We start from the raw sequence: 15640 nt of genomic DNA, 5'->3' as shown, positions 1-15640 counted from the left end.
CATTTTGTTTTGCTGGCATCATCATTAAATGATGTCAAAATTGTTTGCTATCCGACTAACCGAAGCTAGTCTATCAAGCTATATGTCTTAACGTTTTGCATGTTCAGTTTTCAATGTTCATGTTGTCTGCCGTGTTGTTTACCTCTTGGCGACTTCTACAATATTACTCTCATCCAAACAGAAAGTCAACACTTTTTAAAAATAAATTTAAATTAATAGTGAAATGGCTACGACAGAAGCTACACCAGGTATTCCTAATACTGCTACCACAGCTCCTGTGAATAGATTAACAGGGATTGAATATCCGATTAATCCTAAAAGTAAATGCACTCCAAATAATAATAGAACGGAGAATCCTATACGGAATAAAAAGATCGATAATCCTTCCATAATGTTTGAAAAAGACTTTCTGAACATAAGTAACAATAGTAGTACTAGCGAACATACAATGATAACTACTTTCATGAAACATCTCTCCTCCATAAAATAACTATCTCTTAGCATATGAAGCTAGTACTACTATCATGCTCATTTCAAAATAACATTTCTAATTTTCGCTTCTTTATATAAGTAGAAATGGATACTTTCCGCCATTTTTCTTTTTGCTACTACATCTAAATCATAATCATTCAAGTACTCTTCTAATGATTGTGCTTGTTGCCATTCTTCTTTTGTTTGTTTCATAAGATCCACAAATTGTAGATCAAATTCTTTTCTTAACTTTCCTTTTTGAAAAAACATCTTATATAAACAACTCCCTTATAACTCTCGGCGACCTTCTAATGCTTTGGATAAAGTTACTTCATCCGCATACTCTAAATCTCCACCTACAGGTAATCCATGTGCAATTCTTGTTGTCTTAATACCAGAAGGTTTTACTAGTCGGGAGATATACATTGCTGTTGCTTCTCCCTCAATTGTAGGGTTTGTCGCTAATATAAGTTCTTCTACTTGTGTATCTTGTAATCTTTTTAATAGCGAGGGAACATTGATATCTTCAGGACCAATCCCGTCCATTGGAGAAATTGCTCCATGAAGAACATGATATAGACCGGTGTAATCTCTCATTTTTTCCATTGCTATCACATCTTTTGTATCTTGAACTACACAAATCATAGATAAATCACGTTGTTTATCTTGACAAATATGACAAGGGTCTATATCTGTAATATGCCCACATACGGAGCAATAGCTTAAATTCCTTTTAGCATCCACTAAAGCTTTAGCGAAATCTAAAACGGTATCTTCTTTCATTGTTAATACAAAAAACGCCAGGCGAGCCGCTGTTTTCGGCCCGATTCCTGGCAATTTCATAAAACTATCTATTAGTTTTGATATTGGTTCAGGATAATGCATATTAATTCCTCCTAGAACATACCAGGGAGGTTCAATCCTTTCGTGAATTGTCCCATCGTGGAGTTCGCTGTTTCTTCTGCTTTTTTAATAGCTTCATTTGTTGCTATTACTATTAAGTCTTGTAACATTTCTACGTCTTCTGGATCCACTACAGCTGGATCAAGTACTACTTCTAATACTTCTTTATGTCCAGAAACAATAACCTTTACCATACCACCACCAGCAACTGCTTCAAAGCGTTGGTTACCCAGTTCTTCCTGTGCCTCCGCCATTTTCTTTTGCATTTTTTGCATTTGCTTCATCATACCTTGCATATTACCCATTCCACGCATAATAAAATTCCTCCTTAGTCATCATGTACTTCTACAAATTCTTTTCCAAATAATTTCTCGGCCTCCACAATTAAAGGATCCTCCGATATTTCTTCCATACCACTTAAAAGTTCCATCGCAACATTAGGCTGTGAGGTAGTCTCCTCAGTAGTTTCATTATTATTTGATTTTAAGCCATTTTGTTGAATGAATTCTTCTCTTATCATCAACCATTTGTCCTCTGGGACATATACCACTTCATACATCGTTCCAGTTAAACTAGAAATGAGTTGTGGGAAAGAGGAAGAAAAAGTTTTATTCTCCATTGCCATTTGACAATGTATATCATATTTGAATTTTAACACAAAAGCATTAGATGATGCTGCAACTGGTTCAGCATCATTTAAAAGCGCCGCATGTGATTTTTGCAGTTGCTGCAATATATTGGCCCATTGAGATTTAATAGCTTGGATGTCTGTCTTTGTTGCCGTTTTTAATATCTCATGTATACGTCCACTGGATACTTTAACTCCTGAGTTCGATTTCTGACGTTGTCTTTTCGGTTGTTCTTGTGACACAGCATTCGCTTGTGGCAAGATACCTTGGCTTATTTGTTGTTGTAATTGTTGCAATTGACTTTCTAACAGTTTGATTTTCTGTTCGAGCTCAGAGCTATCTCCGTTAGATGTAGTTACATCTCTTGGAACTTGCGCTAATCGTATAATAGCTGTTTCTAAGTATACTTTTGAGTGGTTAGAAAATCGCATCTCTTGTTGTGTGTTAGTTAATATCGAGATGCTTTTATATAACGTATCTACCGGAAACTTAGAAGCTAATTCAAGAAATGATTCGTCTCCAGAGGCTATTTCTAATAGCTCGGTTTGTTCTGGCGCAACAAGTAACACAAGTAAATCACGATAAAATGTTACAAAATCTTCTGTTAAGCGAACTGGATCTTTTCCATCATCTACTAACTGTTCCACGCAACTTAATGCTTTCGCTACATCCTTTTCAATTAAAGCATTTGCTAACTGAAAGAATACTTCTTGACCAATAGACCCTGTTACAAGTAGGGCATCTTCTATTGTCATTTTCTCTCCGCTAAAAGATACTACTTGATCGAGCATACTAAGTGCATCACGCATTCCGCCGGCCGCTGCTTGAGCAATAATTTTTAATACGTCTTCATCATATTCGATATTAGCATCTATTAATACTTCTTTCATTCTTGCAACAATGTCCACGGAAGTAATTCGTTTAAAATCAAATCGCTGACATCTAGAAATAATTGTTAACGGGATTTTATGTGGCTCCGTTGTAGCTAAGATAAATACAACATGCGCAGGCGGTTCTTCTAAAGTTTTTAATAAAGCATTAAAAGCGCTAGTTGAGAGCATATGAACTTCATCTATAATATACACTTTGTAACGAGCGTTAGAAGGAGCAAAACGTACTTTTTCAATAATATCTCTCATTTCTTCCACCCGAGAGTTGGAAGCCGCATCAAATTCAATCACATCTGTATTGGATCCGTCCGTTATACTTTTACATGTTTCACAAGTGTTACACGGTTCTTTAGCTGGACCGTTTTCACAGTTCAGAGCCTTCGCAAATATCTTTGCGGCGCTCGTTTTTCCTGTTCCACGAGGACCCGAAAATAAATACGCATGTGTAGTTTTATCGTAAAGGAGGGCATTTTGAAGTGTTTGTTTGATATGTGTTTGTCCAGACATTTCCGCAAACGACTGAGGCCGATAAGCGCGGTAGAAAGCTTGATACGACAACAAATTCCTCTCCTTCTAATGTAAAGTTAAATAATAATTTTATTATACCATAAAGAAACTTTGACTTCGCCTATTACACATAGCGTTTTTTCTCATAAAAAAAACTCATTTGCCTAAAGGACAAATGAGAATAATAGTTTTATATTTAAATAATTGCCGTGCACCTTCCTTCGCTTGAAACACATAAGCGGCACCCTTGTCGTTAACTCGGCTTAGGCTACCCCGCGGCACATGAGAAAACACCACTTAATGCTGCTTCCTTCCGGACCTGACATGGTTCATGGGCACCCATTGCGCAGGACCCAAACGTCAACATCACGTGCAAATACCAGACCCTACATGTATTCAACCTCAGAGAAGGAGTTCAGTCTCGCTAGAGCGGATTGCGAGTTACAAGACACCGCTACCTTCCCACCTAGCACGGCATAGATTAGTATACGTTTTTTAGCGACAAAAATCAATCGAAATGATAATCTAAATTTTGGTAACATTATTTTCTTCAAAAAATCAATTATTTTTTTATTAAAATGATTGACTTTGGTTTTTATCCGTGATAAATTAATTCTTGTACTTCGGAGGAATACCCAAGTCTGGCTGAAGGGATCGGTCTTGAAAACCGACAGGCGGGTCAAACCGCGCGGGGGTTCGAATCCCTCTTCCTCCTCCATTTTAAATACACACACGCATAAATTTGAGATTGAATTCGTTGCATTAGTAACGAATTTTTCTTAAAACTTAAGTGTTCAGAATATTAAAAAGACAACTTTAACTAGTTGTCTTTTTTTATGCATAAAACCCTCTTGCAATAAAATCGCAAGAGGGTTTCTCTTATTTACGTAGTGCTTCTGTTTGTTCCATGAAATGTCCTATTCTCTCAACAATCGCTTCGACGCTATCAGGATTTTCTATGATGTCATAGTCATTAATATTTAAGCGAAGTACAGGGCAGCCATTAAAAGAGTCAATCCATTTTTCATAACGACCATGCATTTCCTCCCAATAAGCAATTGGTGTTTGCTGCTCCATTGGTCGACCTCTGTCATGAATACGATCAATAATATTATCTAATGTTCCTTCTAAATAAATGAGCAAATTAGGATGTGGGAAATATGGTGTCATAACCATTGCTTCAAACAAACTAGTATATGTTTCGTGATCTACAGGATCCATCGTTCCCTTTTCTTTATGCATTTGTGCAAATATTCCAGTGTCTTCATAAATGGAACGATCTTGGATAAATCCCCCGCCATACTCAAACATTCTCTTCTGCTCTTTAAAACGCTCTGCTAAAAAGTAAATTTGTAAATGAAAGCTCCATTTTGAAAAATCATTATAAAAACGATCCAAATAAGGATTTGAATCTACCTTTTCAAAAGATGTTTTAAAATGAAGGGCATCCGCAAGTGCTTTTGTCATCGTAGATTTCCCTACTCCTACTGTTCCAGCAATCGTTATAACCGCATTAGAAGGGATACCATACTTCTCTCTTAAATTCATACTTAAAAACTCCTTCTATGTAATGTTGCATCTACTTTATCTAAAATTGTTTGCAAGTCTTGTCCATTTTGAACAAAATCTAATTCATCTCCGTTAAATCGAAGAACTGGTACTTCTGGATGTTTTTTTTCAAAATGATCAATAAATACACGATAATCGGATGCAAGCTGCTCCAAATAATCCGGACTGATCTTTTTCTCAAAATCTCTACCACGTAAGTCAATGCGGTCCATTAATACATCTAGGCTAGCGTCCAAATAAATTACCATATTTGGGACAGGCATATCATTTATTAATATTTTGTATACTTCTTCATACTTTTTATATTCTACTTCATTCAACGAGCGTTTAGCGAAAATTAAATTTTTAAAAATATGGTAATCAGCTGTTACTGCTTTAGATTTGGAAAGGTAATTCTTCTGGATATCGCTTAATTGTTTATATCGATTGCATAAAAAGAACATTTCCGTTTGGAAGCTCCACTCCGCAATATTTTCATAAAACTTATCTAAAAAAGGATTTTCATCCACAATCTCTTTAAGTAATTCAAATTGATAGTTGGCAGCAATAGCTTTTGCTAAGGAGGTCTTTCCAACCCCTATAGGACCTTCTACCGTTATAAATGGAATGGACATAGCTTTAACCTCACTCTAATATTCAAGTCGTGCCCTTTATTTTATCATAGCTAGAAAACGAAAAACAGAGCAAATCCACCTTTCTAAAAGAAAGGCAAATTTGCTCTACTTTTTTCTCACACGAAACATTTCGTTGAGTAAATACCAATTTTGAGGAAAATCAAAACCACTATGCCAATAGGAGATTCCTAAAAGCCCCAACTCTTTTAAAAGATTAAATTTTGCCTGTATGGAACGTGCATCCTCAAACCACACCTCATGCTCTATACCATCTCTCCAGTAATGAAAAAAAGGCGCTTGTGCAGTTTGGTCATATTCAATCGCAGCATTTCGTTCCTTTGCTAATTGAATAGCCTGCTGAGGGCTAATAGCTCTAGCAAAAGGATTTCCTGGTTTATAAGGAAGTGTCCAATCATACCCATATAAATTTTGTCCCATTAATATCTTCTTGGGAATAATTTCCGTCGTTGCATATTCTAACACTTGACGAACTGGACCAATTGGGGAAACTGCCATTGGTGGTCCACCACTGTAGCCCCATTCATAGGTCATAATTACAATAAAATCTAATACCTCACCAAGTGCTTTATAGTCAAAACCTTCATACCATTTCCCAGCTTGCTCAGCACTCGTCTTAGGAGGAACACTTGCGGATATTGTAAATCCTTCCGCATACTCCTTTAAATCCTTTATAAAATTCACATAGTTTTCTCTGTCTTCCGCAGCGATATATTCGAAATCTAAATGAATATGTTTATTTCCTCTTTTGTTTGCTTCAGCTACTGCTTGCTCAAATACTTTTTGTTTGACTTGTTCATCTGTAAAAATAGTATGGGCTAGTGATGCATTAAACGCTCCATCTTCAATATTCGCTAACACAATGGAAGATTCTACCTGGTTTCTTTGCGCTACTTCCTGTAACGTCCCCCAATTCATGGGAGTCAAGGAACCATCACGCAACACCTCATAAGCAAAAGGCATCATATAAGTTAAATTAGGTGCCGCTTTTTCTACTTGCTCGATTACACGAGCGGATGGAACTTCGGTGAACCACTCTACATATAGATTAGATTCAACGAATGGTCTTTCAGGACTTGGTGTAGATGGAATAACTAGCGCTTGACCTAAGACCAATACATCTGGATCTGGCAGCTCGTTTATAGAGGCAAGCGTTGAAGTATTTGTACCGAACTGCTTTGCAATAGAGTATAAACTATCCCCTTTTTTCACTACATAAATCAATCGATCACTCCTTCAGAATAGAATATGCAATATGTAAATAAAACATGCTACACTATGCAAAAGGGGTTGATTCTAATTGGATGAACACTATATGAATTTAGCAGTAGCAGAGGCTAAAAAAGCAGCAGAAATCGGTGAAGTACCAATTGGGGCTGTCATTGTATATAAAGAAGAAGTGATTGCCCAGGCTTTTAACCTAAGAGAAACTACCCAAAATGCAACTACACATGCAGAGCTACTAGCGATTCAAGAGGCGTGTAAAAAAATAGGCAGTTGGAGATTAGAAGAAACAACTTTATACGTCACACTGGAGCCTTGCCCTATGTGTGCAGGAGCTATTTTACAATCCCGTATTCCACGTGTTGTCTATGGAGCTAGAGATGCAAAAGCCGGTTGTGTAGATTCTCTCTATCATCTTTTAAAAGACAATAGGTTTAATCATATGTGTGAAGTGACAGAAGGTGTTTTAGCAGAAGAATGTGGGGCCATGCTTACTCATTTTTTTCGCAATTTACGAGAACAAAAAAAGAACCAGAAACGCGGCTTATAAATGCGTTTCTGGTTACTCCAACATTATTGAGTTCAACTATTATTTAATTACAGATTTTCCACCCATGTATGGACGTAAAACTTCCGGAACTACTACAGTACCATCAGCTTGCTGATAGTTTTCTAAAATTGCTGCTACTGTACGTCCAAGTGCAAGTCCACTACCGTTCAATGTGTGTACATACTCTGGTTTTCCACCCGCTTCTCTTCTAAAGCGAATGCCTGCACGACGAGCTTGAAAATCCTCAAAATTACTACAAGAAGAAATTTCTTTATACTCCCCGTAGCTCGGTAACCAAACTTCTAAATCATATTTTTTCGCTGCAGTAAAGCCTAAATCCGCAGTACACATATGAAGCACTCTATATGGAAGTCCTAAAAGTTGTAACACTTTTTCTGCATGCCCTGTTAAAAGCTCTAATTGCTCATATGATTCTTCCGGCTTAACAAAACGAACAAGTTCTACTTTATTAAACTGATGTTGACGTATTAAACCACGAGTATCACGACCTGCAGATCCCGCCTCAGAACGGAAGCAAGCACTAAAAGCAGTGAACGCTTGTGGAAGTTCTGCTCCATCTAAAATCTCATCACGATAGAAATTGGTTACTGGCACTTCTGCCGTTGGAATTAAGAAATAATCTTCTTCTCCTATTAAAAACGCATCCTCTTCAAACTTCGGAAGCTGACCTGTACCTGTTAAACTTGTGCGATTTGCCAAGTATGGAGGTAACATTTCTTCATATCCATGCTCTTCAGCATGTAAATCCATCATAAAGTTTATCAATGCACGTTCAAGTCTTGCACCCAATCCTCGGTAGAAAGCAAATCGGCTTCCTGTCACTTTCGCAGCACGCTCAAAATCTACTATTTTTAAATCTGTTGCAATATCCCAATGGGCTTTTGTTTCAAAATCGAATGAAGGAACTTCTCCCCATTTACGGATTTCCACATTATCATCTTCTGAGTCACCGATTGGCACACTTTCATGAGGAATATTTGGAACTCGCATCATCATATATTCAAATTTTTCTTCCACATCTCTTAACTCATCATCTAGTACTTTAATTTCATCGCCAACTTCGCGCATACGTGCAATTAGATCATCCGCATTTTCTTTATTTCGTTTCATCTCAGAGATTTTTTGAGAAAACTCATTTCTTTCTGCTTTTAACACTTCTGTTTTTGCAATTAATTCTCTACGTTTTTGATCTAATGGTAAGAACTGATCAAATTCAGATATTTCTTCCCCACGCTTAGCAAGCTTAACTTTCACTTCTTCATAATGGTCACGTACAAATTTTACGTCTAACATATGAGTTTCCTCCTCTATTTTAATCAAATTCTCATTTGGGAATCTTTAACCTTATTCATTAAGTGCTCATATATGCAGCAAATAAGGTTAAAAACGACAAAAAAGCCCTCATCCCAAAAAAGGGACGAGAGCTACCCGCGTTGCCACCCTGATTGATTCAGTAAAAAACTGAATCCACTTGTTCCATAACGGCTTTTTCAACCGGACACGACCTACTTAACTTTCAATCGCGCAACTCAAAGGATGGATTCACAAGTGTTCATATCAGCTTACACCAGCCGCTGACTCTCTATAAAAAACGTGCTTGTTACTACTTCCTATCATCGTTTTTACATTCATGAAATTACTCATACTTTACTATATATTTACTGTTAATGCAAGCGAATCCTCGACCATTTCAGTAAAATACGCGGTAATTCGATGATCTGCTGTCAGTTCAGGGTGAAAGGAGCATCCGAGCAAATAACCTTGTCTCGCCATAACAATTTTTCCTTCAAAGCGAGCAAGTACCTCAACATCTTCACCAACTCCCACAATATGAGGGGCTCGTATAAATACAGCTGGGAAATCCTCTGCAATATCTTTAATCGCTAAACTCGTTTCAAAGCTATCCACTTGGCGACCAAAAGAATTACGTTCTACTTTTGCATCTAGAACACTAATATGTGAAAAATCATAACCAACAAGTTTTTTTGCTAATAGTATTAATCCTGCACAAGTTCCAAACATCGGCTTTCCTGCAGCCGCAAATTGTTGGAGAGGCTCCAACATCTCAAATCGATCAATTAGTTTTCGCATCGCTGTGCTTTCTCCACCTGGAAGGATTAATCCATCCACTAAAGCTAAATCACTTTTGCTTTTTACTGTGATAGCCTGAGCTCCACATGCTTCTATGGAACGAATATGTTCACTTACTGCTCCTTGAAGAGCTAATACGCCTATCTTTACCATGTTACCACCCTCTATCTTGCATACGATCTTGGGCAGATAAACGAGAAATTTCAATTCCCTTCATCGGAATTCCTAGGTCTTTTGATATTTCTACGAGTAATTTGTAGTCTTGGTAATGTGTTGTTGCTTCTACGATTGCTTTTGCAAATTTCTCAGGGTTTTCTGATTTGAAGATTCCTGATCCAACAAATACACCATCTGCTCCAAGCTCCATCATTAATGCTGCATCCGCTGGTGTGGCTACTCCACCAGCTGCAAAGTTTACAACCGGTAATTTACCATTATGTTTGATTTGCAATAAAACATCATATGGTGCTCCTAAAATTTTTGCTTCTGTCATTAATTCATCCTCGTTCATATGAACAATTTTACGTACATGCGCATTTACTTTACGTAAATGACGAACAGCTTCTACAATATTCCCTGTTCCAGGTTCCCCTTTTGTACGAAGCATAGAAGCTCCTTCTGCGATACGACGAGCTGCTTCCCCTAAATCCTTACATCCGCAAACGAATGGTACTGTGAATTCGCTTTTACGTAAGTGATACTCTTCATCTGCAGGAGTTAAAACTTCAGACTCGTCGATGTAGTCAACACCCATTGCTTCTAAAATTCTTGCTTCTGTAATATGGCCAATACGTGCTTTCGCCATAACTGGAATTGTTACTGCTCCCATTACTTCTTCCATTATGCGTGGATCTGCCATACGAGCAACACCACCTGCTGCGCGAATATCAGATGGTACACGTTCTAATGCCATTACTGCTACTGCACCAGCAGCTTCTGCAATTTTTGCTTGCTCAGCATTGATAACGTCCATAATAACGCCACCTTTTTGCATTTCTGCCATTCCACGTTTTACTCTCTCTGTACCAGTTAAATTTGAAGTCATAAATTTTTCCCTCCATATTCTTTATGAAGTTTAGTATAATAAAAGATGACCATTTGAAAAGTACCAGAAATCAGAAATTTAGAGTGGTCAGATTGGTGATGAAAAATGGACTATCTAATGTTTCAACTAGAAAAAGAAGCCCAAACTCCTTTATACGAACAACTTTACAATGAAATTAAAGATGCAATAATTGAGGGAAAAATAGAAGAAGGAGAAAAACTTCCTTCCAAAAGAAAACTTGCAGAATATTTGGCTGTTAGTCAAACTACAATTGAATTTGCGTATAGTCAACTTGTAGCAGAGGGTTTTATTAGTTCAGAAGCTAGAAAGGGATTTTTTGTTCAAAGCTTAGAAGAATTAGCTTTGATTGAACAAGATTTACCATTGATGACACGAGAAATAAGCGACACCGACCATGTAATGATAGATTTTTCACCCGGTAAAATTGATACAGATTCTTTTCCATTTACTACATGGAGGAAATTTACGAAGGAAACCATTAACGAGGCAAATAAAGATTTTCTTCAACTTGGGCATCCTCAAGGAGATTATGTTTTACGGCAACATATTTCCTCTTATTTATACCAATCACGTGGCGTTAAATGTAAACCTGAACAAATTATTCTTGGTTCCGGAACAGAGCAAATAATGCCGTTAATTATCCGTTTACTAGGCAAAGAAGCTGTTTATGGTATTGAAAATCCGGGTTATCCACTCACCCATCATTTATTTTTAGATGATAGAAAAAAATCATTGCCTATTCCTGTTGATATGGACGGAGTAATAGTGTCGGAACTTGAAAAAACTAGAGCTACCGTCATGTATGTAACTCCTTCACACCAGTTTCCAACAGGTGCTGTACTTTCTGCTACGCGTAGGAGCCAGCTTTTATCCTGGGCTTATCAACAAGAGAATAGATATATTATTGAAGATGACTATGACAGTGAGTTTAGATACACAGGTAGACCTATTCCTTCTTTACAGGGACTTGATCAAAATCAGCGTGTCATTTATTTAAGTACGTTTTCCAAATCCTTAATGCCATCGCTGCGAATTGCATATGCCGTATTACCAGAAGCTCTGATCATGCAATATAAGCAAAAATTCTCTTATTATGCAGCAACCGTACCTCGAATTGATCAGCATGTATTAGCAAAATTCATGGAGTCAGGTCATTTTGCCAAGCATTTAAATAAAATGAGAAAAATCTATAAACGAAAACTAGAAATGGTAACGAAAACAATTGCTAAATATAATCCTACTGTTACGATTTCAGGCGAGCAGGCAGGCATGCATATATTATTAACTATTCATACATCTAAAAAAGAAGAGGAACTAGTTTTACTTGCAAAGAATTCGGGTATACGTGTATATGGCCTTCGTGAGTATGCAACGGAGGATACAGATGTTGCTACAGATCCCAAAATTGTTTTAGGCTTTGGAGGAATTGATGTCCTGGAAATTCCCTCCTCCATAAATGCTTTAATGAATGCTTGGGATATAAAAAAACACCGTGAACGCAATTAAGCGCATGGTGTTTTGATATTAAAATAATCCGCCAACAAAATCAGTTGTACTATTCCATAAATTACCGAAGAATTTACCGATTCCTTGGAACATTAAACTAATCCAGCTAGCACGTTCTACTGATTCTGTAGTAACTACATCTACTTCAGCTGCTTTATCTGTGATATAACCGTAATCAGAGCCTTCCGTTTTCTCCAAATGAACTTTACCTACGACTGTACCTTCTTTAACGTCTGCCTCTAAGTTTTTCTTATCAGGTGTAAAAACAGGCTTGTACATGTCTTTTTCACTTGTTTTAATAACCATAGAAATTGGATCTTTTACAGCAATTGCAACGGAATCTTCTTTACCTTTTATAACAGGTAATGTTTTATTTTTAGGAATTTTGTATCCTGCAGGAACTATTTCTACTTTAGAAAATTGTGCAAATCCATAGTCAAACAATGCTCTTGTTGCATCAAATCGAGCTTTATATGTACCTGCTCCATTCGCATCTACAGCTTTCATAACAACTGCAATCACACGCATTCCATTTTTTTGAGCAGTTCCAGTAAAGGAATGACCTGCAAAATCGGTTGTTCCAGTTTTTAATCCATCTACACCTTCGTATTCATACACTAATCCTGGTAACATCCAGTTCCAGTTACTCATTTCAATTGCATCAGAAGTGCCTTCACGAAATGTTTTTTTAGGGATTTTAGTTGTTTCTAATACTTCAGGATAATCTTTCATTAAATTGTACGCAAGAATGGCAACTGATTTAGCGGGCATAACATTTTCATCAGAAGCACCTGTGCTTGCTGGGTGCATCCCTTGTAAATCCTCATTATTCAATCCTGTTGAATTGACAAACTTATATCCTTCTAAGCCCATTTCTTCTGCTTTTTCATTCATCAGCTTCACAAAGTTCTCTTCTGTCCCAGCGATTGTCTCTGCTATTGCAATAGTAGCTGCATTGGCAGAATAAATAGCCATCGCTTCATAAAGTTCTTGAATAGAATAGCTACCATCTTGACGAAGAGGTACGTTACTTAAACGGCGATCCTGAGAGATTTTGTATGTATAATCTGTCACTGAATATTGTTGATCCCAAGAAATCTTTCCTTCTTCAATTGCTTCGAATAACAAATACTCTGTCATCATTTTAGTCATACTAGCAATACCTAATGGTGACTCTGAATTTTTCTCATATAAAATTTTTCCTGTATCTGCATCAATTAAAATTGCAGCATCGACATATAAATTCAAACTATCCTCTGCTTTTGTTTCGACCGGTGCTCCACATATAACTGATACTAAAAACATAGGAAGTATTAGCCATTTTATCATTGATGTCATCCAAACTTTCTTCACTACTGTACCTCCACTAAAAGTTTTTTCAATGCTCATTTTAACACATTTTTTTGCTTAATAGCACTTTACATATAAAAAGCACCCATTCTGCCTAGATAAAGACGATAAATGGGTGCTAAAGTTTCTTTCATACATTACTTATGAAATAGAATAGTTAGGTGCTTCTTTCGTTATTTGAACATCATGCGGATGGCTTTCACGTAATCCTGCACCAGTCATGCGAATAAATTGAGCATTTTCACGTAAGTCTTGTAAGTCTTTCGTTCCACAGTAACCCATGCCTGCTCTCACTCCACCAAGTAATTGATGTACAGTATCAGATAACGGTCCTTTGTAAGGAAGACGACCTTCAATTCCTTCTGGTACTAATTTCTTTGCATCCTCTTGGAAGTAACGGTCTTTTGAACCTTTTTCCATTGCACCAATTGAACCCATTCCTCGGTACACTTTAAAACGTCTACCTTGGAAAATTTCTGTTTCACCTGGGCTTTCAGTTGTACCAGCTAGTAAACTTCCTAGCATAACAACATGTCCACCTGCTGCAAGTGCTTTAATAATATCTCCAGAGAATTTAATACCACCATCTGCAATAATAGTCTTACCTACTTTTCTAGCTTCAGTCGCACAATCATATACTGCAGTAATCTGAGGAACCCCAACACCTGCAACGACACGAGTAGTACAAATAGAACCAGGTCCAATCCCCACTTTTACTACATCTGCTCCTGCTTCAAATAGAGCACGTGTAGCTTCGCCCGTAGCTACATTTCCAGCCACAATATCTAAATCTGGGTATGCTTCACGAATATTCTTAACCGTATCCATTACACCTTGAGAATGACCATGAGCAGTATCAATTACGATAATATCTACATGTGCTTTCACAAGCTTTTCTACACGCATCATTGTATCTTTTGTAACCCCAACAGCCGCGCCTACTAATAAGCGACCATGTTGATCTTTTGCAGCATTCGGGAATTCAATTACTTTTTCAATATCTTTTATAGTAATTAAACCTTTAAGAATTCCATTTTCATCTACTATAGGTAATTTTTCAATTTTATATTGTTGTAAAATTTTCTCTGCATCTTCAAGAGTTGTCCCAACAGGTGCAGTTACTAATTGCTCTTTTGTCATAACTTCATCAATGATTAAAGAATAATCTTGAATAAAACGCAAATCACGGTTTGTAATGATTCCAACAAGTTTTTGTTCTTCTTCATTATTTACAATCGGAACACCGGATATTCTATATTTCCCCATTAAATGTTCTGCATCATAAACTTGATGGGTTGGAGTTAAGAAGAATGGGTCTGTTATAACACCATTTTCAGAACGTTTAACTGTTTCCACTTGTTCCGCTTGTTCTTCTATGGACATATTTTTATGAATTATTCCTAATCCACCTTGTCGAGCCATTGCAATAGCCATTTTAGCTTCTGTGACAGTATCCATACCTGCGCTAATTATAGGTATATTCAACTTAATCTTTGATGTTAATTGAACAGATAAATTCACATCTTTTGGCAATACTTCCGACTGTGCTGGAACTAGTAGTACATCATCAAACGTTAGACCTTCTTTTTGAAATTTAGTATCCCACATTTCTCTAATTTCCTCCTCTGTTAAATGAATATTATTGTAAGGTTATCAGCGCCCAAGCACACTGTCAAGATTCCTAGAATAAAACAATAATTCCGATTTTTCTTTTAAAATTAGATATTGTTACTTTATTCCATATCATTCTAAGAAAACATAGGTAATCTCTACAATCATGCCGATTCTTCAGTATAAGTTTATCCAGTAAAAGGAAGTAAGATACTTTTAAAAACTTGAAATTATTTGAGTACCTGAGTGTCGATTTAAAATTAGATATGGGAGACTAGTTTGCCTATTAGAGCAACCAAATGAGTCGTATAAGCGACTAAGGAGAATCTAAAAGCAATCAACTAGATAATGAAAGCGACCATTTCTCACAATAAAGGTTCACTTTCTCTGAGATGACACATTTTTTCTTTTGTACTACGTTTATAAGACTATCTTCCAAGTTTATCTACAATTCTTTGCCTTTGGCCTTTTCTTTCCGCACAAAAAAAAGTCGTCACCGATTACTCGGTGACGACTTTTCAATTGCCCAGCGACGTCCTACTCTCACAGGGGGAGACCCCCAACTACCATCGGCGCTGAAGAGCTTAACTTCCGTGTTCGGTATGGGAACGGGTGTGACC

The 15640-nt window shown here is 37.0% G+C and carries 15 protein-coding genes, 1 tRNA gene, 1 rRNA gene, 1 other RNA gene and 1 other annotated feature; of the genes, 3 read left to right on the top strand and 15 right to left on the bottom strand.

The genetic code is table 11. The annotated features are described in order from the left end of the window. Nucleotides 1-207 precede the first annotated feature (207 nt). The 6 genes from PGC35_RS21620 to ffs all read right to left on the bottom strand — a co-directional run bounded on the left by PGC35_RS21620 (nucleotide 208) and on the right by ffs (nucleotide 3875). The gene (locus PGC35_RS21620; RefSeq protein ID WP_053591111.1) at nucleotides 208-465 is read right to left on the bottom strand and encodes a pro-sigmaK processing inhibitor BofA family protein; all 258 of its coding nucleotides are present in this window, start codon (nucleotides 463-465) and stop codon (nucleotides 208-210) included. A gap of 63 nt (nucleotides 466-528) precedes the next feature. Then, complete coding sequence (locus tag PGC35_RS21615) at nucleotides 529-741, bottom strand: YaaL family protein (protein ID WP_053591112.1); 213 nt, start codon at nucleotides 739-741, stop codon at nucleotides 529-531. Between the two features lie 18 nt (nucleotides 742-759). Next, a complete protein-coding gene (recR, locus tag PGC35_RS21610) occupies nucleotides 760-1356 on the bottom strand; it encodes a recombination mediator RecR (RefSeq protein WP_053591113.1) in 597 nt (198 codons plus the stop codon). A gap of 11 nt (nucleotides 1357-1367) precedes the next feature. Further along, nucleotides 1368-1688, bottom strand: coding sequence for a YbaB/EbfC family nucleoid-associated protein (locus PGC35_RS21605; RefSeq protein ID WP_053591114.1), 321 nt, complete (start codon nucleotides 1686-1688; stop codon nucleotides 1368-1370). Nucleotides 1689-1702: 14 nt separating this feature from the next. Further along, the gene (gene dnaX, locus PGC35_RS21600; RefSeq protein WP_375220651.1) at nucleotides 1703-3451 is read right to left on the bottom strand and encodes a DNA polymerase III subunit gamma/tau; all 1749 of its coding nucleotides are present in this window, start codon (nucleotides 3449-3451) and stop codon (nucleotides 1703-1705) included. A 156-nt stretch (nucleotides 3452-3607) separates the two neighbouring features. Next, an RNA gene (gene ffs / locus PGC35_RS21595) (signal recognition particle sRNA large type) lies at nucleotides 3608-3875 on the bottom strand. Nucleotides 3876-4025: 150 nt separating this feature from the next. Here ffs and PGC35_RS21590 point away from each other — a divergent pair. After that, nucleotides 4026-4118: transfer RNA gene (locus PGC35_RS21590), tRNA-Ser, on the top strand. Nucleotides 4119-4279: 161 nt separating this feature from the next. On the opposite strand, the gene PGC35_RS21585 is transcribed toward PGC35_RS21590, so the two are convergent. The 3 genes from PGC35_RS21585 to PGC35_RS21575 all read right to left on the bottom strand — a co-directional run bounded on the left by PGC35_RS21585 (nucleotide 4280) and on the right by PGC35_RS21575 (nucleotide 6825). Continuing rightward, nucleotides 4280-4948: a deoxynucleoside kinase gene (locus PGC35_RS21585; protein ID WP_053591116.1), complete on the bottom strand. Its 669-nt coding sequence runs from the start codon at nucleotides 4946-4948 to the stop codon at nucleotides 4280-4282. Between the two features lie 2 nt (nucleotides 4949-4950). Continuing rightward, entirely contained in the window at nucleotides 4951-5583 is a 633-nt protein-coding gene (locus PGC35_RS21580) for a deoxynucleoside kinase (RefSeq protein ID WP_375220650.1), read from the bottom strand. Between the two features lie 105 nt (nucleotides 5584-5688). Then, nucleotides 5689-6825 carry a glycosyl hydrolase family 18 protein gene (locus PGC35_RS21575; protein ID WP_375220649.1) on the bottom strand — a complete coding sequence of 379 codons (1137 nt, stop codon included), beginning with the start codon at nucleotides 6823-6825 and terminating at the stop codon, nucleotides 5689-5691. Nucleotides 6826-6916: 91 nt separating this feature from the next. Between PGC35_RS21575 and tadA the strand changes: the two genes are divergently transcribed. Beyond that, nucleotides 6917-7375, top strand: coding sequence for a tRNA adenosine(34) deaminase TadA (tadA, locus tag PGC35_RS21570; RefSeq protein WP_275790436.1), 459 nt, complete (start codon nucleotides 6917-6919; stop codon nucleotides 7373-7375). A gap of 39 nt (nucleotides 7376-7414) precedes the next feature. Here tadA and serS read toward each other — a convergent pair whose 3' ends face one another. The 3 genes from serS to pdxS all read right to left on the bottom strand — a co-directional run bounded on the left by serS (nucleotide 7415) and on the right by pdxS (nucleotide 10532). Continuing rightward, nucleotides 7415-8689 carry a serine--tRNA ligase gene (serS, locus tag PGC35_RS21565; RefSeq protein WP_053591119.1) on the bottom strand — a complete coding sequence of 425 codons (1275 nt, stop codon included), beginning with the start codon at nucleotides 8687-8689 and terminating at the stop codon, nucleotides 7415-7417. A gap of 117 nt (nucleotides 8690-8806) precedes the next feature. Continuing rightward, nucleotides 8807-9022, bottom strand: a binding site (T-box leader). Between the two features lie 24 nt (nucleotides 9023-9046). Then, nucleotides 9047-9640, bottom strand: a complete 594-nt coding sequence (gene pdxT / locus PGC35_RS21560) for a pyridoxal 5'-phosphate synthase glutaminase subunit PdxT (protein WP_375220648.1) — start codon at nucleotides 9638-9640, stop codon at nucleotides 9047-9049. 1 nt (nucleotide 9641) lies between these two features. Further along, nucleotides 9642-10532, bottom strand: a complete 891-nt coding sequence (gene pdxS / locus PGC35_RS21555) for a pyridoxal 5'-phosphate synthase lyase subunit PdxS (protein ID WP_375220647.1) — start codon at nucleotides 10530-10532, stop codon at nucleotides 9642-9644. 105 nt (nucleotides 10533-10637) lie between these two features. On the opposite strand from pdxS, the gene pdxR reads away from it, so the two are divergent. Further along, nucleotides 10638-12059 carry a MocR-like pyridoxine biosynthesis transcription factor PdxR gene (gene pdxR / locus PGC35_RS21550; RefSeq protein ID WP_375220646.1) on the top strand — a complete coding sequence of 474 codons (1422 nt, stop codon included), beginning with the start codon at nucleotides 10638-10640 and terminating at the stop codon, nucleotides 12057-12059. 18 nt (nucleotides 12060-12077) lie between these two features. Here pdxR and PGC35_RS21545 read toward each other — a convergent pair whose 3' ends face one another. The 3 genes from PGC35_RS21545 to rrf all read right to left on the bottom strand — a co-directional run. Then, nucleotides 12078-13412 (bottom strand): serine hydrolase, encoded by a 1335-nt coding sequence (locus PGC35_RS21545; RefSeq protein ID WP_056832839.1) that lies wholly within the window; start codon nucleotides 13410-13412, stop codon nucleotides 12078-12080. Nucleotides 13413-13550: 138 nt separating this feature from the next. Further along, entirely contained in the window at nucleotides 13551-15017 is a 1467-nt protein-coding gene (gene guaB / locus PGC35_RS21540) for an IMP dehydrogenase (protein WP_375220645.1), read from the bottom strand. 527 nt (nucleotides 15018-15544) lie between these two features. Further along, a 5S ribosomal RNA gene (gene rrf, locus PGC35_RS21535) occupies nucleotides 15545-15640 on the bottom strand; the annotation flags it as partial.

The sequence above is a fragment of the Psychrobacillus sp. PGGUH221 genome (assembly GCF_042055255.1).
GTDB lineage: Bacteria > Bacillota > Bacilli > Bacillales_A > Planococcaceae > Psychrobacillus.
The sequence above is the reverse complement of the archived record's forward strand: the minus strand, read 5'-3'. Positions and strand labels throughout refer to the sequence as shown.